Raw genomic sequence first — 26,571 nt, 5'->3', positions numbered from 1 at the left:
TTCCTCTGTCTTGATACCTTTAGCTGCTTTACGTGCCCAGGCTTCAATTTCTTTCTTGTCCATCGGTCTACCATCTCCTATTCAATAGGTTAATAATAGACAGTTACACAGAGTTATTTACAGTCTCAGAAGAATCGCTTACAGCATCAATAGCGCGCGCCACTCCATGAACAACTGCACTTACATGGACACCACCATCAATAGTACATAAATGATTAGCAAAGCTATGACAATGCCCCTCTCCTTCTGACCATCCTAAAGCCAACTCAACACGAATATCATCTTCGACGACATTAAAGTGCAAAGAATTCAAAGCTAATACATCTTGCTTTGGAAGAATTTTATCAAGATAAGCGGCTAAACCTTTTGGATGACAATAAGACTCAGTCTTCCCATTTCTCCCAGTTAATTGGCAAGTTAGTCCAGCACATAAAAAAGACAACTCTTCAAAGCGAGAGGCAATAACTTCTTCATCAATGTTTAATGAAGAGAAATACTTAGGGTCCGGAGAAAATAGCATTCGAGTACCTACTTTCTTTGTTTCTCCTCGATTTTCTAATCCCTGAGACTTCCCCTCTTCAAATCGAATATGCCAATGAACTCCATCTTTATAAGAATCGATCTCACAATAACGGCACAGAGCATTAACGACAGCTAACCCGACACCATGAAGAGTACCAACATGAGTATGAGGCCTGTGATTATCCCAAGTAGCAGTACAATGAAGCTGCGTCATAATGGCTTCAATTGCTGACAATCCATCGACTTCAAAAACAGGAATGCCCTCGCCATCATCAATAACTTCCATCGAACCATTCTTAAATAAGTTAACCTTGATAAAAGAACTTTTGCCTGCAAGAAACTGATCCACACTATTGCTAACCACCTCCATCAGCATGTTAACAAGACCGCTTCCGTCTTCAGTATCGCCGATATACATACCAGGGCGCTTTCGAACACCATCTAAGTCACGAATTACCTTAATACTTTCAGCACTATATTCTTCGGCCATCAGCTATCTTCTCTCTAGAACGAAACGTCAATATTAAGCGGTTTAATACTCATAAAAATAAATACGAAACCCCATTTTTTCATACTCATCAATACGCTGCATACCGCACTTTTCCAGTATCTTCCAAGAGCCAATATTTTCTTCAGCAACTTCACCCACAATGCGTTCAAGGCCAAGTGTGTGTTTGGCAAACTCTAAAGTAGTTGATGCAGCCTCGTAGCCTAGTCCTTGTCCCCAATACTCCGGCAACATGCGATAGCCGATATCCGGCGCTCCTAAATCAGGCTCATATTTGACACCACAAAAGCCAATGACACGATTGTCCTCTTTATGGATTAACGCGTAACGCGCATAACCATACTGCTCATATTCTTTGAGCCAAATATCTTCAATAATCCCCTTCGCATCTTCTTTGGTTTTTACTAAGCCAGCATCACCGGTGTAACGAACCACATCAGGATGAGCGCTAAATTCAAAGACCGCATCAATATCATCTAAGGTAAACTTACGCATTTGCAGTCGTGGTGTATCAACTAAAATATCCATACAAAATCTCTCTTACTATTTATTTAATCCTATTCTTCTTCTGAGTCATTCCTTTTTACTCAACGCCATGATACAAGTTTCTAGTATTCGAAAAAACTTATTTAGCTTATTTTATATAATCTTCTTGCTAACAACCTTTAGGAGCAACAGCTCAGCTTTCGTCATTAAACACCTTTCTACGCATACTCGATAATAAGTTATAGAATGTTAATAAGCCGACAAAGTTAAACTGCAAGGAACTCTCTCATTGAACTCTAAGCTACCAACACCGAAACGAGACAGACTGTATCATTACTTTGTTGGTCTACTACTCGCTCAATTTGCCGTACCTGCAGCGATATTAATTTTTATCGGCAAAGCTGGAGTACTAATTTCTCTAGTAGCTCTACCTTTCACCTTACTCACCAGTTTGCTCATTGGGATACCAACCAGTTTTGTATTACATCGATTTGCTCAAATGAAACCAATTCCTATGTTAGGCATGTCCCTCGTCATATCTTCCCCTTTTCTGATAACCATGGCTTCCCTCTCTATCCTTTTCCTCATGGCTATTTTGCTGGCTAATATGCTCGGAACAACCATTTACTGGCTCTACCTTCGCAGCGTCGATCAATTAAGTAAATAGTGGTTAAAACTACCCCAATCAGCGAAAATTTGCGATAATGGTGTATTGACCTCGTAAAAGCCGTACACCCCGATGAAACTCAAATCCACATCTTTATTTAGTTATCCCAAATACTGGGCAGAATGCTATGGCGCTTCGCCCTTTTTACCGATGTCTCGTGCTGAGATGGACGAACTAGGCTGGGATAGCTGTGACATTATCCTGGTAACAGGTGATGCTTATGTGGACCACCCCAGCTTCGGCATGGCGGTGATGGGACGATTCTTAGAATCTCAAGGCTTCCGTGTAGGGATCATTGCTCAGCCAGACTGGAATAACCCCGAAGAGTTTACCAAGTTGGGGCAGCCAAACCTGTTCTTTGGTGTCACTGCAGGCAACATGGACTCCCTTATCAACAAATACACCGCTGACCTCAAAGTGCGTAATGACGATGCTTATACGCCCCACGGGGCCGCAGGCAAGCGCCCTGAACGAGCCGTTATCGTCTACAGCCAGAAGTGTCGCGAGGCCTACAAAGACACGCCTATTGTCATTGGCGGTATTGAAGCCAGTCTGCGCCGAATCGCTCAATATGATTACTGGAGCAATCAGGTTCGTCGCTCTGTCTTAATTGATTCCGGTGCTGATATCCTACTCTACGGTAATGCAGAAAGAGCCATTGCAGAAATTGCTCATGAAATATCTCTGGGCAAAAATGTAGAAGATCTCACCAGCATTCGCGGTACAACCATTGTTCGCAACACAATCCCTGGTGGGTGGACCGAGATAGACTCATCTCGTATCGATTGGCCCGGTAATATCGATGCAATGCCAAATCCCTACGAATACGCCCATACAGAAGGCGAAAACAACTACAGCGGTGAGCAAGGTGCAGCAGACTGTCAGTTCAAGGGTCAAGAGCCACCCGCTGACGAAGTGCCCATTCGGATTATCCCCATGCCACTCACGCGGCGGGAAAAACTCAATCCAGAGACCACTTATATCCGCTTACCTTCCTTTGAAAAGGTGAATAAAGACTCAGCTCTTTATGCCCACGCATCACGTGTTTTGCATTTAGAATCCAATCCCAGCAATGCTCGCACCTTGGTGCAAAAGCATGGCACTCAAGAAATCTGGGTCAACCCGCCTCCCATTCCGTTAGAAACTGACGAGATGGATGGTGTCTTCGATCTGCCTTATCAGCGTGTTCCTCACCCAAGTTATGGTGACGCCAATATCCCAGCTTACGAAATGATTCGTTTCTCGGTCAATATTATGCGAGGCTGCTTTGGAGGTTGTACTTTTTGCTCCATTACAGAACACGAAGGTCGAGTGATCCAGAGCCGTTCACAAGAATCCATCTTGCGCGAAATAGAAAACATTCGTGATAAAACCCCCGGCTTTACTGGCACCATTTCTGATTTGGGCGGCCCGACCGCCAATATGTATCATCTTAACTGTAAAGATGATGATATCCAGGCTAACTGTCGTAAGCTTTCTTGCGTGTTCCCAACTATCTGTAAAAACCTGATCACCGATCATAAACATACGACTGAGTTATATCGAGAAGCGCGGGCTATTCCAGGTGTGAAGCGAGTCGCGATTGCCTCTGGCTTACGTTACGATCTTGCGGTTGAAGATCCTGAGTATGTAAAAGAATTGGTGACACATCACGTAGGTGGTTATCTAAAAATTGCGCCAGAACACACCGAGCGCAAAACTCTTGATCACATGATGAAGCCAGGTATTGATACTTACGATACCTTTAAAAAGATGTTTGAGAAGTATTCTAAAGAAGCGGGCAAAAAACAGTATTTGATTCCTTACTTTATCGCTGCTCACCCTGGCTGCGAAGATGAAGATATGTTGAATCTGGCTTTATGGCTAAAGAAAAATGGTTTTCAGGCGGATCAGGTACAAACTTTTTATCCATCGCCAATGGCTTTAGCGACCGCTATGTATCATTCGGATCGCAATCCATTATCTAAAGTCAGTTATAAAACTAAAAAATTATTTACCGCAAAAGCCTTGGAGCAACGCCGTCTTCACAAAGCCTTTTTGCGCTATCACGATCATAAAAACTGGCCAACATTACGCAACGCCTTAAAGAAAATGGGACGACAAGAATTGATTGGCGACGGTGATAATCAACTGATTCCATTGGACGATAAAAAACAGGCAGGACGTCGTGGTGGTAAGCCTCAGAGCCAGCCTAGAAAATCATTTAATCCTCGTTTGAAAAAACAAAACAAATCTCGAGGAAGAGGCGCATCTCGTTAGAGTAATGGTGAGTCATCACAAACATGGGTGACTCACTTTCTACTCCTCTCTATATCAAGGCCCATCACTCTTGAAAAACATAGCTCTTTTTGCCGACGTTCAAAACATTTATTACACCACTCGAGAAGCATACGGAAAACCGTTTAACTATCGAGAACTATGGCGTCAACTATCTACTCAGGGCAACATTGTTCTGGCCAATGCCTACGCGATTGATCGCGGGGATCAGCAGCAACAAAAATTTCAAAGTGCACTCCGCCACTTAGGCTTTGACGTTAAACTGAAACCTTTTATCCAACGCAGTGATGGCTCTGCAAAAGGTGATTGGGATGTGGGTATTACCATCGATGTGTTGACCGCCGCCGAAACCGTTGACCGAGTTATCTTGCTGTCTGGCGATGGTGATTTTGATGTGCTACTCAATACCATAAAACAACGCCATCATGTTCAGGCCGACGTATACGGTGTTCCAGCGTTAACGGCTCAGTCACTGATGAGCTCAGCAAGCAATTTCTATCCGATCACAACGGAGTTGCTACTTTAGGCGTTATTGATTAGTCTCTTTTTGGCAAACTGCAATAGGCTCTTCTCTCAATACTCGCACTTGCCAGCGCCGAGCATCAGCCTGTATGTTACTTCGATGCTGTGCCGTTACGACATAACGAATACACGGCTTGGCCTCAAACGAAAACGGTAAAGAAAATAGATAACCGTTAGGATTTTCTTTGGCTGAAGTTAATTCGAGAACCCGAAACCCGGGCTCAACTTTCTTCACTTTAGTGACATTCAATGATGTTTTACCATCAACAGCTGTCACGTACACATCGTAGTTTTTTGAATCTGATGCAACACTACGACTGCCATCAATAATAGAATAAGGCCCTGAAGCACAAGCGGTTATTAGCAACACTATCAAGCTTAACAAAATAATCTTCATTTCAAGTCCTCACTTATTAAGGTCGTTTTGCAACCTATTCAGCTTAAGTTCATTTTTGCTCATGTAGACTCCTAAGCTCCCCAAACTCAAAGTTCTTGGCCATGAAAACCTACTCTTGCTTTATTATTCTTTTCGTATCCCTGACGGGTTGCACCTCTCAATCTCTTTATAATTATGGCAGAGACTATCAAATTAAACAGTGTTATGAACTCCGTCAGCAAGACTGGAATGACTGCCTTGCAAAGGCAGAGATGTCTTATCGTGAGTATGATCAGCAACGTAAAGATGCTTTAGAAGACAAAAATTAGAGGATGTTGATCTTTCTTTGGTATTGTCTGTCAAGCAGAGGCACTTAACTTATTCTTTGGTGACTTCGAACTGATCTTTTTTTATCGCTTCAATAATACGTTTTACCTGAACGTGCTCTGGATTCATAGCCGCATAGGCATTGAGCAATTCTAGCGCCTGTTCCTTTTTACCTTGATGAAAATAAAGCAATCCTAAAGTATAAGCAGCTTCTTTATGACCCAGCTTTAAGGCTTTTTCGATAAAAGGAATACCCTGCTCATGGTATTTACGGGTCTCTGCCATAAACAGACCATATCGATAGTTATAGCTAGGCTCACTAGGGTATAGAGCTAACAGCTGTTCATAAAACTGCTTGGCTTTATCGGTTGCTCCCTTTAAATCAAGATTATGACCCATCGTATAAACAAAAGCTGCTCGAGCTAAAAAACGCTCATCAGCTTTCTCTGGCATAGCAGTTTGCATGGCAGCCATTAACGCTTGCAATCGTATGGTGATGTCTTGCCGCTGTTTATCATTATCAAAAGAAGGTGGATAATAACGAGCATGTTGAGAAATTCGTCTGATGTAATAATTAACAGCAGTCAAGTTCAACGCTTGCCCAGCTTGTTGGCCAGTTTTTTCTGGCACCAATAGCTGCTTGGTATCATAGCGCCAAACTTCTGCCAGAGAACTCATGCTCACTAATAAACAGCTTAATGCCAATACGTAGATTTTCATATCCCGTTTATAAACCCTATTTTAACTGACGATAGACAAAACACTGGCGCCGACACCGGCCGCTTTTTTAACGCAAATTTGCACAGGAATGCGCTCCTTAAGTGCTTCGACATGACTGATGACACCGATCATTTTACCGCTCGCATTGAGTGCATCTAACGCATCAAGGGCGATATCCAGAGTATCAGCATCTAAAGTACCAAAACCTTCGTCCAAAAACAGCGAATCAATAGAGGTTTTGTGACTGACCAAATCCGATAAGGCCAGCGCCAGCGCCAAACTCACCAAGAAGCTCTCTCCTCCCGATAGAGTTCGTGTATCTCTGGCCACATCTCCCTGCCATTGATCACAGACCTCTAATTCCAGATCACTGCTGTTTTTGCGAATCAATCGATAACGCCCATGCAACCGCTTTAATTGATTATTGGCTAAATAAACAAGATGTTCCAGAGTCAGCCCTTGTGCAAACTTACGATACTTAGCACCGTCAGCAGAACCAATCAGCCCCGATAGCTGCTCCCAACGCTGTAATACTTCGCTCTTTGACTCAATTTCCTGAAGCAATACACCTTGGCGTTGTCGGCTTTCTTCATCAGCCTTTAGCTGCCCACGAATCTCTCCACGACGTGATAAAATACCTTTGCGTTCTTCATCCAGCTTACCAATCAGTTCATTCAGTTCTGGTTCTGACAGTTCTGTCGATTTGTTATCAAGGTGTTGTTGTAATTTGGCTTGCACTTGCTCATAGCGAATGGCAGCGCGTTGTCGTTCTTCTTCTAGAACTTTTTGCTGCGACTCGATAGTGGCCTTCTCTTCCAGCGACAACAAAGCACTGCGATAAGCATCTTCTGTTTCGAATATGCTCTCCTCTAGTGCTTGTATCCATAATTTATGAGACTGCTTCCATTCATCTTCCATTTTGTGCAATTGTTTGGTCAAAGCTTCGGCCTGTCCCTTGATACCACTAAGAGACATAGTTTTCTGTTCATAATCCAAATTAAGCTCTTCGAGCGTTAATCGAGTGGTTAGTTCTTTTTGACTCAAATCAGTATCATTAAGGGCATCACCTCGCTGTTGCCACAGGGCTCGACTACTCTCAGCTTGCTCAAGCTCCAGAGCATTTTTTTCAATATCAACATTGATTTTTTCATGCTCTTCTCGCAAACACTTACGTTGTTGCCAATCCTTTTGCCATTGCTCCATACTGCTACGCCACTCTTCACCAGGTAACAAGTATCCAAACAATTGCAGCTCTTCTTTTAGCAAACTTTCTCTATTATCAAGTTCACTGCGCACAAGTTGCTGCCTGTCCGCCCATTCAATAAGCGCCTGTTTTGCGGTTTCAAGTTTCTGAACAATCAAAGCACAGTTTGTTTCTAGAGTCTGAGCTCGCTCCTTAGCCGATTGTAACTGTGTCAGTGATGTGTCTTTATGTTGTCGTTTATCTTCAATCTCTTGAAGTTGTTCCTGATGCTGTTGGTTTTCAGAATCACACGTCTTCAAATAATCATCTAAGGAGTCATGCACGCTATAAGACAAACCAAGCGTTTGATTCAATGATTCCCACTGTGCTACTAAATGATTAATCTGAGTATCCTTGGAATTAACCAGTTCTTGTTGCTCACCTACTTGCGACTCAAGAGCGGTAATAGTGGCATTCAACTCAACGCCTTGTTCTTTAACACCATCCAATTCTTTTTGTTTAGCTTCTAACTGCTGCTGGCTAACAGATAGAGTCAGTGTTTGATATTCAGAGACGGCAGGGTGATCTGTCGAGCCACACAAGGGGCAAGCATGTTCAGGCTGAAGCTGCTCACGATATTGACTCAAGCTAACAATCTTTTGTTCCTGCTCCAAAATGGTCTTTTTATCTTTTACTTGCTCACTCAGCAGTTTGTATTCATTGCGCAACGCTTGCCTTTTCTGTGAAAGCGCGGTGATACTGCTTTTGTTATTGGCAATACTTTCATCAAGCGCAGTTTTATCCGACAGCATGGGCAACAGTTGCTTTTGCAACGCACTTAACTGGTGGTTAGCCTGCATGCGAGAACTTAGTGCAACACCTATATCGCGGAGAGACTCAAAACTATGCTCTCCTAAAACCTCATTCAATGCTTGCTCTGCCTCTTGATGGATCAAAGCAACTTCAGATAGATACTCTTGATGCTGCTGAATTTCCTTTTGCTTATCAGCAACACTTTGTTGGAGTTCTTCCTGTGCCCGAGACTCAGTCTGACGACGTTGAGTCAGCGTATTAAGCTCAGTAAGAAGTTCTTCTCGACGTTGCAATTGAGTTTCCCAACCATAAAGTTTATCACCAAGAAGATCCCTTTCTGAGTGTTGCTGTAATTCTTGCTCACAAAAACGCTTTTGCTCTATCAGCTGCTCTTTTTTTGATGCAATATCTTGTTGTTGTTTTCGAGATAACAAAACTCCTTGAGTCCTTGTATGCTCAAGCTTATCGCTGACTTCTCGATGCAACTCAACACTTTGAGCTACTTCTTCCTGTTGTAACTCGACACGCTGTTCTTGCTCACTGGCAGTCATAAACTGTTGTCTTAGTTCTTCCGCAGGCGCGTTCTTGAGCAGCCGTTGTCTCTGAGGTTCAAATGCCTGCCAGTTGGACTCACAGTGTTGATAATCAGCCTGACTGGATTGTACCGCTTGTGTTTCTAACGTTAATTGCTGATGCCACGCGAGTTCTTTTCGTTTTTGTTCAATATTTTTATCATAGCTAGCGACTTGATGTTCAGCATCAACCAGCTCGCTTTCTAACTTATCCTTGTCAGCATCCGCAAGCAACATCACATCGCCTGCTCTGGTCTTCAATGCCAACATTTCTTGCTTAAGTGTTTTGTGATTTTCGAAAACTTGCTGAGAAATCAAACCATATCTATCGGAGCCTGTTAGATCTTCCAGCAACTCGGCTCGTTCATTCGCATTAGCATTTAAAAAAGCGGCAAAACTGCCTTGAGCCAGCAACATTGATTTAGTAAAACGACTAAAATCCAGCCCTGTTATCTCTTTTATTTTTGCTAGTTTATCACTGATTTTCTCAGCAATAATGGTGCCGTCATCCAGTGCCAGTTCAACTTGCGGTGCTTGCAATTTGCCATCGACTTTTCCACGCGCTCGTCTTTGCGCCCAAAGAGCTCGATATACTTTACCTTTGACAGCAAAAGTAACCTCAGCGCTGCACTCCGCTGTGTGTCGCGTCATAACTTCATTCGTCGTCGCAGAGATAACCGCCATTCTGGGTGTTTGATGATAAAGCGCCAAACAAATAGCATCGAGTAACGTGGTTTTTCCGGCCCCAGTGGGTCCAGTGATCGCGAATAAACTGCTTTCGGAAAAGGGTGATTGATTAAAGTCGACTTCCCATGTTCCTTTCAGTGAGTTCAGATTACGTAAGCGCAGGGCCATAATTCTCATAGAGACTCCTCCACTTGCGTAGAGACCTGTTGATATAACTCGATCAGTTCTTTCTCTACATCTTCATCAATAGCTTCTTGCGCCAAACGGCGTTCAAATACTTCAAGAACAGATAGCTCTGCCAGGGTTTCGTTCTCTTGCATTTGCATGGGTTGTTGTTTGACGTCCCTTACCCGCTTAATCCATAACACTTCAACGGGCAGTTCGGCAGTCATCTCTTGAATGGGTGTTTGCAGATCACTGATGTAATCATCCGACTCAACCTCAATGGCCAACCAGAGAGTGGAAGAGACTTCTTCTATAGGCCGAAAGGACTCACAGGCCAACTTAACGGCTTGCGGTAGAGAAGTTAATGATCCCCGTACCGTTTGCAAGCACTGAAACAAAGGCACATCAAGAGGTGAAACCTGGTGTAAAGCACCATCCAGAAACTCAACCAGCAAGACATGTTTTTGTCGATTCGTTTCATCGAAGCTCAACGGTATAGGAGATCCCGAATAACGAATATGCTCAGTACCTGCAACCTTCTGTGAACGATGTATGTGGCCTAAGGCAATATAATCGGCTGGAGGAAAAGCCGCAGCAGGAAACGCATCCAGAGTGCCAATATAAATATCGCGAACCGAATCGCTGGTCATGGCTCCCACTGTCGTTAAATGGCCCGTCATGATAATCGGCAAAGCTTCCCCTATCGCTTTGCGTTTATCTTCTGCTTTTTGATACATCCTTTGATAATGTTCAGAAATACCTTGCTGTAGCTCTGATTGTTTTTCTAGCATTTCCTGACCCGATTTACTCAACATAACGTCTCGCGGGCGTATAAAAGGAATCGGGCATAAGAGTGCCGATGCATTTCCTTCAGCGTCGGTTAGGGTCACAACCTCCTGGCTATCAAGCGTCGAGAACACGCGAGCGTTAAGACAGTTTAACAAGGACTTCGATTCATCGAGCACAGCAACAGAATCGTGGTTTCCGGCCAGAATAATCAGGTCAACCTGAATGCGGTTTAATTCGACAACAAATCGGTTATACATCTCTCGAGCATAACTAGGAGGGGTCGCTGTATCAAAAACATCACCAGCCACAATAATCGCCTGAACTTTCTGTTCTTCGGCAATCTGGACTAGCCAACGCAAAAAAGCTTCATGCTCTTTGGCGCGTGACTTGCCCATAAAATTCTGTCCTAGATGCCAATCAGAGGTATGGATAATTCGCATGCGGTGGATGTTCCCTAAATAGGTGTTAATTTAGTTATCTTTATATGGGTATCATCAGCCAATATATCAAAGTTCAATATCGCTTACCCCGAAATATAGAGTGAAGCTTTGCATCTTAGTTGGCGATAACTCAATACTGTCTATGATACACTGTTCTTTTGTCATTGTCGTAGTTAGATAAGTAGTATGTACGCTTTCATTTTGAGTATTGCTCTAGTACAACTTCTGTTTATTGTCATTCTGGTCATCACCAGTCTTGTGACTCAAATTGCAATCAAAGAGATTAGTCTTGGGCTTGGTCCCAAACTGCTGGGGCGCCAGTGGGGGCAAACACATGTTCAAATAAAACTCATCCCCTTGGTGTCTCATGTCTCTTTTTATGAAACACCTAACTGTCCTGGCTATCAAAAACATTTAACCTTTAACCATTTGCTCCCTTTGCATAAAATAGGTTTATTAATATCTGTTCCATTATGGTTGATGGTTGCAGCAGCCTTTAGTCAAACAACGCCTCTGACTTCCCCTTTTGATATAGTAAGCATTATTGTTGGTGGAGCATTGAGCCCTATTGATGAAGGAAGTCAATATCTTGCTGTATTATTCCAAGCGGTTAAGGAACAGCCTGCGTTAATCACCTTTTCAGAAACGCTTTGGTTTTATGGCATACTCCAACTTTTCCCTGTTTTGCCTTTTATGGGCGGACAAATGCTCACGTCTCTAATACCATCAAGAGTCTCGCAAAACTTGAAAGACAAACTGCTTCAATTCTCCTTCTTGATCGGCACACTATTGTTTGTCCTATGGGTATCTGCCTTAGTAATGTTCTGGATAAAATAATCTCGCATCGCATATTGAAGGAATCTATTTATTGCGACCTTGATGTTGTTGCTATCCTTTTTTTGCAATAAAACTCATTTCATTTTGTCCGTAAAAATTTTGCTACAGGTGCTTATGTTATATTTTTTTCGTTAACATCGCAGCTCACATTGATTGGAGTGCTCGACTATGAAAAAAATAACGTTCCTGCTTTTACTATCAATACTCTCTTTCCCTTTATTAGGTTCGGTTACCGCCTACCGAGGGAGCATACTTCACTTTCTGGAAGATCCAGCTCAATCAAGGGTACTGGATGAAAGCTATCAATATATTGAAGATGGTTTACTCGTAGTCGCCAATGGCAAAGTTAAATATGTTGGCGAGTATCAAGACATAGCTCACCACTATCCAGAACACTGGATAAAAGACTACCGTGGTCATCTTATTATGCCCGGCTTTATTGACACGCATATTCACTACCCACAAACCGAAATGGTCGCAGCTTACGGACAACAACTTCTTGATTGGCTAGAGCAGTATACTTTTCCTACAGAGCGCAAATTTGCAGATAAAAAATACGCAAGAAAGATATCGAGAACATTTTTAAAACAACTCATTAGCAATGGCACCACAACCGCTTTGGTATTTGGCACCGTCCATCCTCAATCTGTAGATGCATTATTTCATTACGCTCAAAAATTAAATATGCGACTGATTGCGGGCAAAGTCATGATGGATAGAAACGCCCCAGACTATCTGCTTGACACGCCAGAAAGCAGTTATGAAGAAAGCAAGCAGCTGATTAATAAGTGGCACAAAAAAGGACGTCTTCTTTACGCCATCACACCCCGCTTTGCTCCTACCTCGACACCAGAGCAACTGCGTCTTGCTGGCAAGCTTAAGCAAGAGTTTCCAGATACCTGGATTCATACGCACCTATCAGAAAACCTCGATGAAATTGAGTGGGTAAAAAGCTTATTTCCTGACCGTAGCAGTTATACTGATGTTTATCACCACTATGGCTTGACTTCATCTCGCTCAGTCTTTGCCCATGCGGTTCACCTTGAGGATGAAGAATATCCATTATTATCCAGTTCACAATCAGCCATCGCTTTTTGTCCTACATCAAACTTATTCTTAGGCAGCGGATTATTTAATTTAAAAAAAGCAAAGGACAATAAGATCCGCGTAGGTATGGGAACCGATATCGGCGCGGGCACTAGCTTCTCTATGTTTCAAACTCTAAACGAAGCTTACAAGGTTACCCAGTTGCAAAAATATCCGCTATCCGCTTTCGAAGGTTTCTATCAGGCGACACTAGGTAGCGCCAGAGCTTTAAGCCTTGAAAATAAAATAGGCAACTTCACTTTGAATAAAGAAGCAGACTTTAACGTTATAAAATGGGCCGCGACTGACTATCAAAAATTTCGTATGCAGTTTGCTGATGAGTTACATGAGAGGCTTTTTGCACTCATGATGTTAGGCAACGAAAATAATATAAAAGCGACCTTCATTGCAGGAAAAAAAGCAAAACTTCATCGATGGTAATAGACAAAGCCAGTCTCATCGACTGAGACTGGCTGCTCGAGGAACAATAGCGTAATTAGGATAGCCACGGTAGTCAGGCTTAACACTGCGAGACATAAAACGTTGCCATGCCTTTTTAGCATAAGCGACATCGGCATCCACCGCTGCCGCAAGCGCTATCTGTAAATTAGAAGGAAAACCGGAAGGAGAACTGGAATAACCAACCATTTCACCTTTCTTAAGCTTTAAAGCAGCAGCTAATTGCTCACTCGCGCAAGAATGCCCTGAGTCGTTAAAACCGCCGCCGTGGGGAATATTTTTTCCGTTCGTACTATCGTAAGTCTGTTTGATCGATGGATACATTGCAGCGTTCTTGTTAGGTGCTACCAGCAAATGATAGGTCGAGGCAAAAATCCAACAATAATCATCTTGACGACTTGCTCCAAATCCCATTCGCTGAACAGAAAACTGCGCTTTCCATTGAGCCAGTGCAGATGCTTGTTGATATCCCATATCGACGAGCGACTGAATCGACCAGGTAAAAAAGTCATCCATCCAGGGTGATGCTGTTGGGTAAGAATAAACAGGCTTCATAGCTCCATAAGTATTGGGCCGCCCTAAAACGTAAAGCTGATGATAGTGCAAAAGATTATTGCGCAGACGTTTATCAAAATAAGACTTCATAGGGTGCCTATCAGGCGTTATAAATGCTGCGTGCCCTAAGGTTCTCATTGCCCATGCCTGCCCCCTTTCTTGTAACTCATGGGCAAACAAACCAGCACTCTCTTGTCGCACAACAGGATTCATTTGCAACAAGTTAAAGTTCGCCCAAAAGTGCAACTCTTCCAAATAATAATAATCCCCCGTCACTAGGTAAGGTAAGTAGGCGAATGAAGGCTGATGGGCTGTATCTGCAGTGTAAGGCACGATACAGGCGCTGGTTTCTTCTTTACAAACCGAAACATGTTCGTTGCGCTTTGTTTGTGGATTTATTCCTGCGTTGTAGCTCCAGATAGAAGTGGCATAAGGATAGGTATCAATGGACAAAGGCAGCCCAGTTTCTTTGTCTCGATAGTGTATATTCCATGAGCCAGCTAAGTCGGCCGTTCCCAAAGTCGCAGCTTTCACCGTTGCATCTTGACTTAATAGATAAACAGCCGCCCAACGTGGCAACGGGCCAATATCTGGACGTGCGCCTGTGTCTGGCATTTTGGGATAGGCAAGACCAATCCCCATGGGTTCAATCTTGTCATAGGTATATTCAATCCCTCCAGTCCCAACTTTTACTCGATAGCCTTTTTCATTGACCGCAATCGTTTGCGTTTTTGATTGCCACTCCCGCTTGTAGAAGCTCAGCATTTCTGGAGTGATATTGTTGATTAATTTAGGGTCGTAGTTGGGCAAGGCTCCAGAGGCAAGCAAAGCAACAGGATCATGTTCTATATGTATATCTGGAGTGCTGTTGACCCAAAAACTCTTACGCCAACGCGCATTACGCAAGTGCTTGAGTGCCTTATTTTGATACCTTACTTGGTCATTAATAATAACTTTGACCTGATAGTCATGATTCTTAGGATTTTTTGCATAGGCGTGGGTGTTTTCTACAATCGTACTGATCCATAGATCCTGAGTTAAAGGATACTCTCGAATACTAAAACGCGCCGAGAGTTGAGGATGTATTTTTCCAGATTCATTGACGAAGTCGCCAGAAGTTTGCCACTCGTTCACCACAGGGCCAGAAAGCCATTTTAGTGTTGAGTTTTTTAACGTTGGTTTTACATTGCTGCGATATAGCTGTCCATCAATCAATAGTTCAATTCTAGCCTGCCAGTTTTGATTCAGCGGAGCCTCAGATGACTTATCACTCGGCTGCAATAACTCGCCAATAGGCACTAAAACACCAGAGATTGCTTTTGCTGATATAAGCTCAGGAAGAATCAATGAAAAAACAGCATGTCGTAACGAATCATCCGGATGCGTTGCTTTAACGTCTGTTTGTACTGGGACTAGCTGACTTTCACTTTCTATCCAAAACCCAAAGGTTTGTGTAGCGGTCACTTGAGATGGAGGAAATACCGTAGCAAAAGTAATAGGTACATTTGTTAGTTGCGTGTCGTTTTGCTTTTTGAAAACAAACTTTTGCCCTTTTTTAACATCAATCACCGATATCGATGCTTTTGATTGATGTTTGGTATTTTTCTGAAAAGTAGCGTTAAGAGCGACTTGATAATTCCCCGCACCACTTGGGAAAAACCGCATTTCAGACAGTGGCATATCCTCAAATGACAAATGAGATTCATCAGGGAAAGTAAGTATCCACTCATACTCGACAACCTGATCGGCCATGTTTTCTTCAAAAGCCGTTTGAACAACAATTTCATCGCCTAAAAATACAACAGGCTCTGCTTCAATCTTAAACGCTGCGAGAGCAGCCTTATTGAGAAAGCAAAACAGAAGCAGCCCAAATACTGTTCTTTTTGACTTGATGACGGCAAATAGACCAGAGGCTACAGATAACATGGTTTTTACAGGTAAGTTTATAAGGCTCAAGGTAGCATGTCCCTGATAAATGGTTCCCCTTTTAACATGCCTTAATTATGCAAATTAAACCGCCGAAAAACAATCGTCGTTATACATCACTTACGTCAGCGATATCAGGCAGCCCAGCCTTTTATCCATCGGTATACTGAAGTATCCTGGGTATTACGCAAAATGAAGTGTGCTATAGCACTGCGCATATTCACCAGCAACTGCTGAAGGCGGCGAATATCCACAAACTCAAAACGAGGTATTGGTCGCCAGATAGCTGGACTTGAGGCCTCTATTTTGTATCCAGAAAAAATATAATGGAAGTCGAGTTGGCGCTGCTCAGTACTTAGTGGAAACTTTAGAGCAAAGTGACTTGTTTTCTGTTCTGCACATTTTATCAGTTCGGGTAACTGAGCAAGGAAGCCAGGCAAGTCCCTTGCAATGGATAGTGGCCAACAGCTTTCACCAAAACCACTTACAACAAATCGATTTTCTTTAGTCTGAGCTAACAGTTGGCAAAGATGGCTGAAGTTTGATGATAGACTTGAAGCATCTCCAAAACTCTTACGGTTAAACAAAGGTTTTCCTACATCAGAACTTAAGAAAAGTCCCATATAAAATCCATCGCTGGAATAATCATTAACATGATCCACTTAAAATAACTCTCGCATAAATTTACAGTCAAAAATAATTACAAACATAAAATACTTTCATTGTTAGTAACTTTTTATCACAACGAGTTCCGTTCTTATTAATAAAATATGCAATAACCCACGTTTATTTTTTTTGCAAATCAATTAGAGATAAGCATTTAGCTTTGTACTTTAATCATGTGTCTTCGTTTAACTTAAAGTAACATCAAATACTGACACAGTTACTCATCATGATTACTTTTTCTTTATGAGTTAAGCTCCTTGTTTAGAGCAACAAATATCCAGCCCTTATCCACTTTTGTTTGATAGGATTTGACGGACAAAATCTTCTCTTCAATGCACTTTCCACTGGTTAAAGAAAAATGTTGCCTTGATATGGGAGATGCAACAACAAGCTCCTTGCCAAAAGAACCGACGATACCTCTAGCCAACACATTACTCCGGCAGGAAGGATCGTGATTATTAATGGCGTAAACTTGATCAGACGATGTTCTAAAGACAGCGATTTGTTCACCTTCAATAAGAGCAGCCACGCCAGTATCAGGAATAATATCTTTAACACGGCAAGTTTTCTGCCAGGCTAATAAATGAGATTCAATCATTTTATCTTTCCCCTGTGCTATCCACTTTCAAAGTTGTCAGACCACGCCGATAGAGAAATGATAACAGCCTTACATGACACAGCCATTAACTCTCTTTGCATCTTTGTTAAAGGCAAATCCTATGCCAGCATTTTTTGTATAATTAACGAGATATAAAAGCGTTTTTTTGTATTTAGGTATTGGTTTTGGTGCAATCTGATAGAACTACATAAAGTGACGCACCAAGTCGCTTCAAAAAGTGGACAGTTGCCAAGATAAAGATATTGAGATTAAAAGAAAGGCATTGCTTGATAAAAGCAACTATTCTGATTGACCTTTTAAAGAAGTTTTATGCTCTTCGCATAGATCAGGCATTCGCCATATATAAATAGAAACACCAACCGCAATAAGGGCCAGCAGAATTCTGACGGGAAGTAGTGGGACAATGTATAAAGTAATGGACATGGTTGCCCACAACATAAACAAAGTGTAGTACTTAGCCTTTCTGGGAATGCCTCGACCGTTTAAATAACCTTCAATATACACACCCAGTTTTGGGTGATTAACCAGCCAGTTATATAAACGATCAGAACTGCGTACAAAGCATGCTGCGGCCAACAACAAAAAACAAGTTGTTGGCAACAAAGGTAAAAAAATACCTAAAACGCCTAATATGACCGACAGAATACCAACAACATAAAGCAACCCTCTTAAAGCAGGACTAGTAACCTTAAGTGGATTATTTGGCCTGGATTCCGTCACAATGAGCTCTCGTCGTTAATATTGTCTAGAGTCGGTTAATCTACTTTACTGCTCAATTTTAATTTCTGCACTGATTTCTTGATTATTAACAGCGTAAGTTCCGTGATCATTACTGTTAAGTGTCACTTTTAATGAGTGCATACCTTTACTTAAATCCCCTAAATGGTACCAGTTGCCATATAAGCGAGCCACTTTTTTACCATCGACATACAAGTGAGCATGTCCATTACCTTCTTGATGAGAAGCATTGACCTGTCGAGGAGCAAACTGGAAGTTTTGTGTAACCAGCTCTAAGTTCCAACCTGCAGACGCATCTTTATGTGCAATGATCTTAATTTTAGGTGCCTGCTCGGCATTACTCACATTGACTAACTTATGGTGATGATGGTGGTGCCCTTTATCGGCAAAGGCAGCACAAGAAAAAAGAGCGGTTATAACCAATAGTTTGCTGGCTTTTAATAACATCAAAGCTTCTCCACTATACATGAGCTCATCTAGATAAACTCAATTAAAGATATATTTAAAGTTTAAATATATCTGAATTCCAATAGCCTTGAACAGGTGAATTAGTCACATTGAGACCTATTCCCGTAATCGGCAGCTGTCACTCAAATGATTAATTCAAACCGCAGCACTTTTTGTACTTTTTACCGCTATTACAAGGGCATGGGTCGTTACGCCCAACCTTGTTACCTTGATGAACCACAGCACGATTTAACTCCTGATAAGGCTTTTTGGCCAACCAGAAAAGATAAATATCTTTAATTAAAGGTGTCACCTTGTGGCGTTCTCTCTCAACTTCTTCAGGATCATACCCCTTTAATCGTTCACGCCCTCTAGGTGTCGCAAAGGTCAATACCCATTTTAATCGCTCAGAGAGCGCCTCTGGTATCGATGACCAAGCCTCCATGTGGTATGACATCCCTTTCACAAAACCACTGCACCAGTTACCAACGCTTAAACACCACTCATTGCCGCGCTTTTCTTCTTCAAAAATAGGCTCAAACTCGTCTACAGCATTTTGCAATATGTAAGCGATGCCATTCATGTGACGAATACTTAAAGTAAACACATGCTCCAGCATAGAATCATCTTCGAAAGTAGGAACGCTTTCTTCTCCCCATATACGGTTAAACCACTGCGAAGGCATTACCGAGTCGGGTCCAACAACGATAGCCGTTAAAAAACCATCCAACTCCGATATATTCATCGTCTTGGCCCCATTGGTTTGTTGGGTCAGAAGATGGTTTAACTCGTCAATTTCCTGCTCATTAAGGGGTTGAGCAATATTCATTCGATCACCTACATGGATAAATAAACTACCGCTATATAATACCCTAAACCCTTAACAAAAATCGAAATTACCTTGGGTCCGTGTGCGCTTAAGCTAATGCTTCCAACCATAGTACATCCTTTGTTCAGTACAACAGAATAAGCGCGATTTAGTGTTGTTATGCCCAAAGTATTTCAAGACGACAAGTATGCATAAGCAACACTCTAGCGCGATGGAGCGATCTCTTTTAATACCTCCAAGCTTCCACCTTTTCGCCTTAATCGTGAGTCACTTTCACCTAAACTTCGCCATTTTGACAAATAGCATGGATTTCGCTGTGCCCCAAGATAGTTTAAAGCATTGATTTAAAAGAGATTTAATACTTGGCACAACCATTGCTGTAGATCGTTAAGATGCCTAAGTGGCTTAGCTAAAGGAAATGTATGAAATTAATCAAAAAGACTCTGATTACGGTCGTTGGAATTTTTATTGTACTGATTGGCATAATCTTTATCGTTTTGCCAGGACCGGCGGTTCTCATCATCCCGGCCGGATTGGCCCTTCTGGCTCTGGAGTATCCTATCGCCAAGAAATGGTTAAAGACCTTCCAGTACAAAATGTCTCAAACGGCTCAATGGCTGGATAGCAGAGTAAGACGCTTCAGGCAGCGTTAAGTTAAGCTCAGTAAAATAGACCTTGTATTTATCTTTAATAGAGTTCTCAACCCTTTGCCCTTTTATTTTTAGAAGGGCTTTTTTTATTTAACTCAGAGAGGATAAAGTATTATCTTTCCTGCCCAGAAATATCTTTCCCTCAGACTTCCATATCAACTTTTAAATAATCAAACCAGAAGCCCTGGCCAGCGGCTTACAAAACAAGCCAGACACAAGGCTCCCATCTAAAAATGCTTACATATTACGACGATATTGTCCGCCCACTTCGTAGAGAGCACCAGAAATCTGCCCCAGAGAACAGTGTTTTGTCGCATCCATGATGGCGTCAAAAACATTACCATTTTGTAATGCCACCTGTTGAACATTTTTCAATGCCTTGGCATTTTCGCCTTCATAAGATTGATGCAAGCGGTTAAGCATTTCAATCTGGTAGTTACGCTCTTCTTCTGTAGAACGGATAACTTCCTGAGGAATATTGGTTGGCGACCCTTGAGATGATAAGAAGGTGTTAACACCAATAATTGGTAACTCACCGGTATGTTTTAAGGTTTCGTAGTACAAAGATTCTTCCTGAATCTTAGAACGTTGGTACATAGTTTCCATCGCACCCAAAACGCCACCACGTTCGCTGATACGTTCGAATTCACACAGCACCGCTTCTTCTACCAGATCGGTTAACTCTTCAATAATAAACGCACCTTGTAGCGAATTCTGATTAACAGCCAAACCTAACTCACGGTTAATAATTAACTGTATCGCCATAGCACGACGTACAGATTCTTCGGTAGGAGTGGTAATCGCTTCATCATAGGCATTGGTATGTAACGAATTACAGTTGTCATAAATCGCATACAGTGCCTGCAATGTAGTTCGAATATCATTAAAGTCAATTTCTTGAGCGTGCAAAGAGCGACCAGACGTCTGAATGTGATACTTCAGCATCTGAGCTCGTGGATCAGCTTTGTATAAATGCTTTAATGCTTTTGCCCAGATGCGACGAGCAACCCGTCCCATCACTGCGTACTCAGGGTCCATTCCATTCGAGAAGAAGAATGAAAAGTTTGGCGCAAATTTATTGATATCCATGCCACGAGCTAGATAGTACTCAATAAATGTAAAGCCGTTAGATAGCGTAAATGCTAACTGAGAAATCGGATTCGCGCCGGCTTCAGCAATGTGATAACCCGAAATAGATACCGAATAGAAGTTACGGACATTGTGGTCAATAAAGTATTCTTGTACATCGCCCATCAAGCGCAATGCAAACTCGGTAGAGAAGATACAAGTGTTCTGCGCCTGATCTTCTTTCAGAATATCAGCCTGAACCGTACCTCGAACTTTATTAAGTGTATCGGCTTTAATGGATTGATAAACGTCGGCAGGTAACACCTGATCGCCAGTTACCCCTAACAACATTAAGCCAAGACCATCGTTGCCTTCTGGTAACTCGCCTTGATAAACAGGAACGGCTTGATTCTTCTCTTTATAGATAGCTGCAATTTTTTCTTTTACCTGCTGCTCTAATCCATTCTCTTTAATATACACTTCGCACTGCTGATCAATCGCAGCATTCATAAAGAAGCCAACAAGAATCGGAGCCGGACCATTGATTGTCATAGAAACAGAGGTTTTGGGATCAGCCAGGTTAAAACCAGAATATAATTTTTTGGCATCATCAAGACAGCAAATAGATACACCTGAGTTACCTATCTTTCCATAAATGTCAGGACGGTAATCAGGATCTTCACCGTATAAAGTCACTGAGTCAAAAGCCGTCGATAAACGCTTTGCAGGCATGCCTAAAGAAACATAATGAAAACGGCGGTTGGTTCTTTCTGGGCCACCCTCACCAGCAAACATGCGCGTAGGATCTTCGCCTTCTCGTTTGAACGGGAAAACACCCGCAGTATACGGATATTCACCCGGGAAGTTTTCTTGCAAGCTCCACTTTAAGATGTCACCCCAAGAGCGATATTGAGGAACCGATATTTTAGGAATTTTATTTTGTGATAATGACAGACTTTTGGTTTCGACCTTAATGTCTTTGCCACGGACCTGATAAACAAACTGATCACCTTGATACTGCGCTTTTTTCTCTTCCCAGTTATCAAGAATTTTTCTGTTCTGACCATCAAGCTCTAAACCTACTTCATCATAAGCTTTTTTCAATGAAGTCAGAGCATTCTCGTTATTAAGCTCCGCTAAACCATCGATGGTTTTGATTGAACGCTCTAAACTATAAAGCTTATCGGCAATATCAGCTTGTTCATTCACCCATTCATCGTACTTACGACTATTGTCAGCGATCTCCGCCAAGTAGCGTGTTCGCTTAGGTGGAATGATATAAATTTTCTCAGATAATTCATCCGTCGAATCAAAACCAGAGTTAAGATCGGCACCCGTCTTTTTAACCAGACACTTCATTAACTCGGCATATAATCGGTTTGTTCCCGGATCGTTAAACTGACTTGCGATGGTGCCGTAAACAGGCATGTCGTCAGCATTCTGTTCAAATAGCATGTTATTTCGCTGATATTGCTTTTTAACATCACGAATCGCATCCAACGCGCCGCGCTTGTCAAATTTGTTAATAGCAACAATATCGGCAAAATCCAGCATATCGATTTTTTCTAGCTGAGTCGCCGCACCAAACTCTGGCGTCATAACATACATCGACATGTTAGAGTGTTCGACAATTTCAGTGTCCGATTGACCGATACCCGATGTTTCTAAAACAACTAAATCGAATCCAGCGGCTTTTACAATATTCACCGCATCCTGTACGTGAGGTGATAGCGCAAGATTCGATTGACGAGTTGCTAACGAACGCATGTAAACTCGTTCATCATTGATCGCATTCATACGAATACGGTCGCCTAACAAGGCACCACCTGTTTTTCGTTTGGAAGGATCAACAGAAATAATTGCGATGGTTTTGTCTTCGAAGTCGAGTAAGAAGCGTCTTACTAATTCATCCACTAATGATGACTTACCTGCACCGCCCGTTCCTGTAATACCTAAAACGGGTACCTCTGCTTTTTCGGCTTTCTCGCGAATGGTTGCGAATAACTCAGTATTATCATCACGATGATTTTCTGCCGCAGAAATAAGTCGAGCAATGGACTTTTGATCACGTTGCTCCAGCTTTTCGACTTCGTTAGTCAGGTTTTCTCCCGTAGAAAAATCAGAGCGCTGGATCAAATCATTAATCATCCCCTGCAAGCCTAACTCGCGACCATCGTCTGGAGAATAAACACGCTCGATACCGTGAGCATGCAACTCTTCAATTTCATCCGGCAGGATAACGCCGCCGCCGCCAGCAAAGACTTTAATATGACCAGAACCCTTTTCCTTGAGCAGATCGTACATATACTTCAAGTACTCAACATGACCTCCCTGATAGGAAGTCATAGCAATCGCTTGTACATCTTCCTGAATAGCACACTCAACGATCTCTTGCACCGAGCGGTTGTGTCCCAGGTGGATAACTTCACACCCGGATGCCTGAATGATTCGGCGCATAATGTTGATGGCTGCATCATGCCCGTCAAACAGAGAAGCAGCGGTTACAATACGGACTTTATGTTTCGACTGGTAAGGAGCAGTATTATCTGCCATGTTCAAATACCTTCACTATCGCGGTTAGCAGCACAAGCAACCTCGTCACCGATTAAAAAATGGGCAAGGTTGAATTCGCTTAATATTTGCACTACTAAAACTCAAAAATGGGGACAAATAGTACCATTGATACCGCATAATTAAAAAAAACCGCCCCTTTGTAGCAAGAGTATTTCATCTTTTTCATCACAGGTCAGACCAGAGCTCTATCAAAACTTATCTTACCGCACCTTAATCCCAGAAGAAGGATAAGGGAAAGGCTGTTTAATCACTGGCAAATAAGCAACAAAACCATAGCTCTGAAGCGGCTAAAGCTATAGTATGGCCGTTTTTCGATGTGCGATAAAAGGCTACCTCATTGTTCGGTATCGGTGAATTTTTTGCTCTGGCAAGTGCAGTTGCCTGGGCCGCTGCGGTCATCATGTTTACCCGTCTGGGCGATAAAATGCCTGCGCTGGAACTTAACTTATGTAAAAACCTGATTGGATTTACACTCATCTTAGCTTCAGCTTTGGTATTCGAAGGCTTCGCTCTCCCCGATATGTCTGCATTTAACTGGAGTCTATTAATTATCAGCGGCGTAATGGGAATTGCTATCGCCGACACACTTTATATGAAAGCACTCAATACGATAGGTGCAGCACAAACTGGCGTTGTCGCCGTACTCTATAGTCCTTTTGTTGTCTTTTTATCCATGATCTACTTGGGCGAAACCCTGGCTATGATGCAGTGGCTCGGGATGCTCCTGGTTCTGCTTGGCATTTTTATTATCAGCCGAGAAAAAACAACAAAAAATAAACATCACAAGCATCAATGGCTCGGTATTTTTTACGGGGCTACCGCCGTCTTTCTTACCGCTTCCAGTGTCGTGTTAATAAAACCATTACTGGAGCAACAACCCTTGTTTTGGTCGACGGCCTTAAGATTGTTTGCGGGCCTTGTGGGTATGTTCATATTCATTATTTTTTCCAGACGCGTCACCGCTGTAAAACAGGAGCTTGCACGTCCCCATAACTGGAAAGCGATCGTTATATCGAGTGTACTGGGAACTTATCTGGCGATGCTTTTCTGGCTAGCAGGATTTAAATATACACAAGCTAATATTGCAGCAATTCTCAACGAAACCTCTTCGATATTCATTGTCTTTCTTGCTTGGTTTGTTCTCAAAGAATCTCTAAGTTGGAAAAAGATATTGGGAGCGGCATTAGCACTTGTTGGTGTATTTTTGGTGTTAGTTTTCTATCAGGGCGACTAAAACAATTCTACATCATCGTCGTCAGTGCTTCCCTCTTCACAGGCATGGGCTTCGCGTTCGTTAAGAATATCGACGACAATTTTGTTTTGGTTCTCTACGGTTGCTTTTAAAGAGTTAGTAATTTCGGAAAAAGAATTTTGAATACTGGTTCCCGCATTCATGATCGATAAAGCACCATTAATGGCTTGATCAATATGACCTATTATATATTGCTCCTGATCATCTTCTAATCCTAACTTAGGTACAAACCAATCTAGGTCAGATATCATTTTTCTTAACACTGCTGCGGCTTCTTCCTGGTTTTTTGCTAATGATGCCGTCAAAGTATTCATCGTTGTTTGAATGACGTCAAAGGAATAGATGACTTCCTGAGATTGAGAGATAATAGCGTCTTGAGCTTCTATGGCACTGATCCTGGAACCAAGCACCCCTACCAATGCAGGTAAGATATCTTTTAATCGTCCATACCGAGCATCATCATCAACAGGCATATTTTTGACAAGTACAGAGACATTGGAAAAGTTCGTTTGTGTCCTCTGCTCAAAATGATAGAAGCGTCCTTTATTTCTCAGTACTTCCAATAGCTCTCGCTCAATAGGTTTAACATACCCAGACGGACTAAAGTATTTATATTCGTGCTCATGAAAAATGCAGGCAACAGAATCCAGATCGTAGCTTTCCATAACAGAGAAGAATAATTCTGTAGCCTGACTAACTGAGCTCAAAGCAATCACTTTTTCAGCAAATTGCATGGCTTTACCCAGCTCACTAGTGGTTGAGATAACCGTCATTACAGTGGAGTGTGCGTCTTCGACTTTTTTACTTAACTCTTTTTTGTCTTCTGCGGTTCTTAGGAGTACTTTGATCTTTGCTAATAATTCATCGGCATGAAAAGATTTATGAATAAAGTCATCGCCACCAACGTCATAACACTTTAGCTTTTCTTCAAGATTACTGAGTCCTGAAACAAAAAGAATAGGTAAGCTACGCCACTCTTCCGTTGCACGGATAACTTTACAAAGCTCATATCCATCCATCCCATCCATTTTTACATCTAATAACATAAGATCGGGGATAGCACTTTTCATCATAACAAGAGCATCTTCCGCACTGGATGCACAAAAAACGTTGTAAGTATCCTTCAAAAATTTTTTATGTGCTTCTCGCGTAAAAACATCATCATCTACGATTAAGACTTTTTGCATGCGGAATCCCTTTCTGCCCCTTCATATCATTTACAGCATTACTGCATTAGGGTTCAAGATCGACCTCGAGAATACTCATATAGAGATATTCAACAAAGACAAGCTAAATATATGTTTAAATATTAGTTTTATTTAGTTTTTTTTCCAGCCTTCGGCGTTTAAAAAAACTAGAAAGTAGGTTAGAACAATCCTGTTCAAGAATTCCACTCGATACCTCGGGCTGATGATTATTCGCTGGATTTTGTAAAATTTGAAAAACAGAAGAGGATGCACCGGTTTTATGATCGAATGCACCAAAACACACTCGTTGAATTCGAGCATGAACAATAGCCATCGCACACATGGCGCAAGGCTCTAGAGTTACATATAAAGTAGTATTTATTAAGCGATAGTTTTTAACTTTGCTTGCACCTTGCCGGATAGCAATAATCTCAGCATGGGCTGTTGGATCATGAGTCGTGATTAATTGATTGTAGCCAGTCGCAATAATTTCATCATCGCCAACAAGAATAGCCCCCACAGGAACTTCTCCTTTTGATTCAGCATGACGAGCCATTTCTATTGCTTTATGCATATAGAACTCATCACGTTCATCAAACTGATTGCTCATGACTGTAACACCTC

The 26,571-nt window shown here is 42.1% G+C and carries 22 protein-coding genes; 7 read left to right on the top strand and 15 right to left on the bottom strand.

From position 1 onward, the window contains the following. Positions 1–103: 103 nt before the first annotated feature. Positions 104–1,012, bottom strand: coding sequence for an ATP-binding protein (locus tag NH399_RS24585; protein WP_253044072.1), 909 nt, complete (start codon positions 1,010–1,012; stop codon positions 104–106). A 42-nt stretch (positions 1,013–1,054) separates the two neighbouring features. Then, the gene (locus tag NH399_RS24580; protein ID WP_253044070.1) at positions 1,055–1,558 is read right to left on the bottom strand and encodes a GNAT family N-acetyltransferase; all 504 of its coding nucleotides are present in this window, start codon (positions 1,556–1,558) and stop codon (positions 1,055–1,057) included. A gap of 697 nt (positions 1,559–2,255) precedes the next feature. On the opposite strand from NH399_RS24580, the gene NH399_RS24575 reads away from it, so the two are divergent. Beyond that, positions 2,256–4,442, top strand: coding sequence for a YgiQ family radical SAM protein (locus tag NH399_RS24575; RefSeq protein WP_253044068.1), 2,187 nt, complete (start codon positions 2,256–2,258; stop codon positions 4,440–4,442). Positions 4,443–4,512: 70 nt separating this feature from the next. Further along, the gene (locus NH399_RS24570) at positions 4,513–4,986 is read left to right on the top strand and encodes an NYN domain-containing protein (RefSeq protein ID WP_253044067.1); all 474 of its coding nucleotides are present in this window, start codon (positions 4,513–4,515) and stop codon (positions 4,984–4,986) included. A gap of 3 nt (positions 4,987–4,989) precedes the next feature. Here NH399_RS24570 and NH399_RS24565 read toward each other — a convergent pair whose 3' ends face one another. Further along, positions 4,990–5,379, bottom strand: coding sequence for a hypothetical protein (locus NH399_RS24565; protein ID WP_253044065.1), 390 nt, complete (start codon positions 5,377–5,379; stop codon positions 4,990–4,992). A 101-nt stretch (positions 5,380–5,480) separates the two neighbouring features. Here NH399_RS24565 and NH399_RS24560 point away from each other — a divergent pair, with 101 nt between their 5' ends. Further along, positions 5,481–5,687 (top strand): hypothetical protein, encoded by a 207-nt coding sequence (locus NH399_RS24560; protein WP_253044064.1) that lies wholly within the window; start codon positions 5,481–5,483, stop codon positions 5,685–5,687. A gap of 49 nt (positions 5,688–5,736) precedes the next feature. Here NH399_RS24560 and NH399_RS24555 read toward each other — a convergent pair whose 3' ends face one another. The 3 genes from NH399_RS24555 to sbcD are packed head-to-tail and all read right to left on the bottom strand — an operon-like array spanning position 5,737 to position 11,054. After that, positions 5,737–6,405 (bottom strand): M48 family metallopeptidase, encoded by a 669-nt coding sequence (locus NH399_RS24555; protein WP_253044062.1) that lies wholly within the window; start codon positions 6,403–6,405, stop codon positions 5,737–5,739. A 21-nt stretch (positions 6,406–6,426) separates the two neighbouring features. Then, a complete protein-coding gene (locus NH399_RS24550) occupies positions 6,427–9,837 on the bottom strand; it encodes an AAA family ATPase (RefSeq protein ID WP_253044061.1) in 3,411 nt (1,136 codons plus the stop codon). After that, the gene (gene sbcD, locus NH399_RS24545; RefSeq protein WP_256489814.1) at positions 9,834–11,054 is read right to left on the bottom strand and encodes an exonuclease subunit SbcD; all 1,221 of its coding nucleotides are present in this window, start codon (positions 11,052–11,054) and stop codon (positions 9,834–9,836) included. Before sbcD ends, NH399_RS24550 begins: the two co-directional genes overlap by 4 nt. Before the next feature lie 186 nt (positions 11,055–11,240). On the opposite strand from sbcD, the gene NH399_RS24540 reads away from it, so the two are divergent. Continuing rightward, positions 11,241–11,891, top strand: a complete 651-nt coding sequence (locus NH399_RS24540; RefSeq protein WP_253044058.1) for a site-2 protease family protein — start codon at positions 11,241–11,243, stop codon at positions 11,889–11,891. Positions 11,892–12,059: 168 nt separating this feature from the next. Further along, the gene (gene guaD, locus NH399_RS24535) at positions 12,060–13,418 is read left to right on the top strand and encodes a guanine deaminase (RefSeq protein WP_253044055.1); all 1,359 of its coding nucleotides are present in this window, start codon (positions 12,060–12,062) and stop codon (positions 13,416–13,418) included. Positions 13,419–13,433: 15 nt separating this feature from the next. Here the strand turns inward: guaD and NH399_RS24530 are convergent, their stop codons facing one another. The 6 genes from NH399_RS24530 to NH399_RS24505 all read right to left on the bottom strand — a co-directional run bounded on the left by NH399_RS24530 (position 13,434) and on the right by NH399_RS24505 (position 19,216). Further along, a complete protein-coding gene (locus tag NH399_RS24530; protein WP_253044054.1) occupies positions 13,434–15,947 on the bottom strand; it encodes a hypothetical protein in 2,514 nt (837 codons plus the stop codon). 104 nt (positions 15,948–16,051) lie between these two features. Beyond that, on the bottom strand, positions 16,052–16,579 hold the full coding sequence (locus NH399_RS24525) for a hypothetical protein (protein WP_253044052.1): 528 nt from the start codon (positions 16,577–16,579) through the stop codon (positions 16,052–16,054). A gap of 245 nt (positions 16,580–16,824) precedes the next feature. Further along, positions 16,825–17,181 carry a nitrite reductase small subunit NirD gene (gene nirD, locus NH399_RS24520; protein WP_253044051.1) on the bottom strand — a complete coding sequence of 119 codons (357 nt, stop codon included), beginning with the start codon at positions 17,179–17,181 and terminating at the stop codon, positions 16,825–16,827. A gap of 300 nt (positions 17,182–17,481) precedes the next feature. Next, positions 17,482–17,922 (bottom strand): DUF454 family protein, encoded by a 441-nt coding sequence (locus tag NH399_RS24515; protein WP_253044049.1) that lies wholly within the window; start codon positions 17,920–17,922, stop codon positions 17,482–17,484. A gap of 45 nt (positions 17,923–17,967) precedes the next feature. Further along, complete coding sequence (locus NH399_RS24510; protein WP_253044047.1) at positions 17,968–18,387, bottom strand: hypothetical protein; 420 nt, start codon at positions 18,385–18,387, stop codon at positions 17,968–17,970. 151 nt (positions 18,388–18,538) lie between these two features. Continuing rightward, positions 18,539–19,216, bottom strand: coding sequence for a UPF0149 family protein (locus tag NH399_RS24505; protein ID WP_253044046.1), 678 nt, complete (start codon positions 19,214–19,216; stop codon positions 18,539–18,541). A gap of 422 nt (positions 19,217–19,638) precedes the next feature. Between NH399_RS24505 and NH399_RS24500 the strand changes: the two genes are divergently transcribed. Beyond that, positions 19,639–19,869 carry a PGPGW domain-containing protein gene (locus NH399_RS24500; RefSeq protein ID WP_253044044.1) on the top strand — a complete coding sequence of 77 codons (231 nt, stop codon included), beginning with the start codon at positions 19,639–19,641 and terminating at the stop codon, positions 19,867–19,869. A 234-nt stretch (positions 19,870–20,103) separates the two neighbouring features. On the opposite strand, the gene NH399_RS24495 is transcribed toward NH399_RS24500, so the two are convergent. Next, on the bottom strand, positions 20,104–23,487 hold the full coding sequence (locus NH399_RS24495) for a methylmalonyl-CoA mutase family protein (RefSeq protein WP_253044043.1): 3,384 nt from the start codon (positions 23,485–23,487) through the stop codon (positions 20,104–20,106). Between the two features lie 358 nt (positions 23,488–23,845). On the opposite strand from NH399_RS24495, the gene NH399_RS24490 reads away from it, so the two are divergent. Next, a complete protein-coding gene (locus tag NH399_RS24490; protein WP_253044041.1) occupies positions 23,846–24,742 on the top strand; it encodes a DMT family transporter in 897 nt (298 codons plus the stop codon). On the opposite strand, the gene NH399_RS24485 is transcribed toward NH399_RS24490, so the two are convergent. Both NH399_RS24485 and tadA read right to left on the bottom strand, forming a co-directional pair. Next, entirely contained in the window at positions 24,739–25,947 is a 1,209-nt protein-coding gene (locus NH399_RS24485) for a PleD family two-component system response regulator (RefSeq protein WP_253044040.1), read from the bottom strand. The two genes, NH399_RS24490 and NH399_RS24485, sit on opposite strands and share 4 nt — an antisense overlap. Before the next feature lie 115 nt (positions 25,948–26,062). Beyond that, positions 26,063–26,557, bottom strand: coding sequence for a tRNA adenosine(34) deaminase TadA (gene tadA / locus NH399_RS24480; protein WP_253044039.1), 495 nt, complete (start codon positions 26,555–26,557; stop codon positions 26,063–26,065). Between the last annotated feature and the right edge of the window lie 14 nt (positions 26,558–26,571).

It is taken from the genome of Pleionea sp. CnH1-48 (assembly GCF_024124665.1).
Lineage (GTDB): Bacteria > Pseudomonadota > Gammaproteobacteria > Enterobacterales > Kangiellaceae > JAMXSB01.
The sequence above is the reverse complement of the archived record's forward strand: the minus strand, read 5'-3'. Positions and strand labels throughout refer to the sequence as shown.

Excerpts from the sequence above, each read along its gene's own strand:
- NH399_RS24565 (WP_253044065.1), bottom strand. The coding sequence starts at position 5,379 with ATGAAGATTATTTTGTTAAGCTTGATAGTGTTGCTAATAACCGCTTGT.
- NH399_RS24540 (WP_253044058.1), top strand. The coding sequence starts at position 11,241 with ATGTACGCTTTCATTTTGAGTATTGCTCTAGTACAACTTCTGTTTATT.
- NH399_RS24550 (WP_253044061.1), bottom strand. The coding sequence starts at position 9,837 with ATGAGAATTATGGCCCTGCGCTTACGTAATCTGAACTCACTGAAAGGA.
- tadA (WP_253044039.1), bottom strand. The coding sequence starts at position 26,557 with ATGAGCAATCAGTTTGATGAACGTGATGAGTTCTATATGCATAAAGCA.
- NH399_RS24560 (WP_253044064.1), top strand. The coding sequence starts at position 5,481 with ATGAAAACCTACTCTTGCTTTATTATTCTTTTCGTATCCCTGACGGGT.
- guaD (WP_253044055.1), top strand. The coding sequence starts at position 12,060 with ATGAAAAAAATAACGTTCCTGCTTTTACTATCAATACTCTCTTTCCCT.
- NH399_RS24580 (WP_253044070.1), bottom strand. The coding sequence starts at position 1,558 with ATGGATATTTTAGTTGATACACCACGACTGCAAATGCGTAAGTTTACC.
- NH399_RS24555 (WP_253044062.1), bottom strand. The coding sequence starts at position 6,405 with ATGAAAATCTACGTATTGGCATTAAGCTGTTTATTAGTGAGCATGAGT.
- sbcD (WP_256489814.1), bottom strand. The coding sequence starts at position 11,054 with ATGCGAATTATCCATACCTCTGATTGGCATCTAGGACAGAATTTTATG.
- NH399_RS24500 (WP_253044044.1), top strand. The coding sequence starts at position 19,639 with ATGAAATTAATCAAAAAGACTCTGATTACGGTCGTTGGAATTTTTATT.
- nirD (WP_253044051.1), bottom strand. The coding sequence starts at position 17,181 with ATGATTGAATCTCATTTATTAGCCTGGCAGAAAACTTGCCGTGTTAAA.
- NH399_RS24505 (WP_253044046.1), bottom strand. The coding sequence starts at position 19,216 with ATGAATATTGCTCAACCCCTTAATGAGCAGGAAATTGACGAGTTAAAC.
- NH399_RS24585 (WP_253044072.1), bottom strand. The coding sequence starts at position 1,012 with ATGGCCGAAGAATATAGTGCTGAAAGTATTAAGGTAATTCGTGACTTA.
- NH399_RS24485 (WP_253044040.1), bottom strand. The coding sequence starts at position 25,947 with ATGCAAAAAGTCTTAATCGTAGATGATGATGTTTTTACGCGAGAAGCA.
- NH399_RS24575 (WP_253044068.1), top strand. The coding sequence starts at position 2,256 with ATGAAACTCAAATCCACATCTTTATTTAGTTATCCCAAATACTGGGCA.
- NH399_RS24495 (WP_253044043.1), bottom strand. The coding sequence starts at position 23,487 with ATGGCAGATAATACTGCTCCTTACCAGTCGAAACATAAAGTCCGTATT.
- NH399_RS24510 (WP_253044047.1), bottom strand. The coding sequence starts at position 18,387 with ATGTTATTAAAAGCCAGCAAACTATTGGTTATAACCGCTCTTTTTTCT.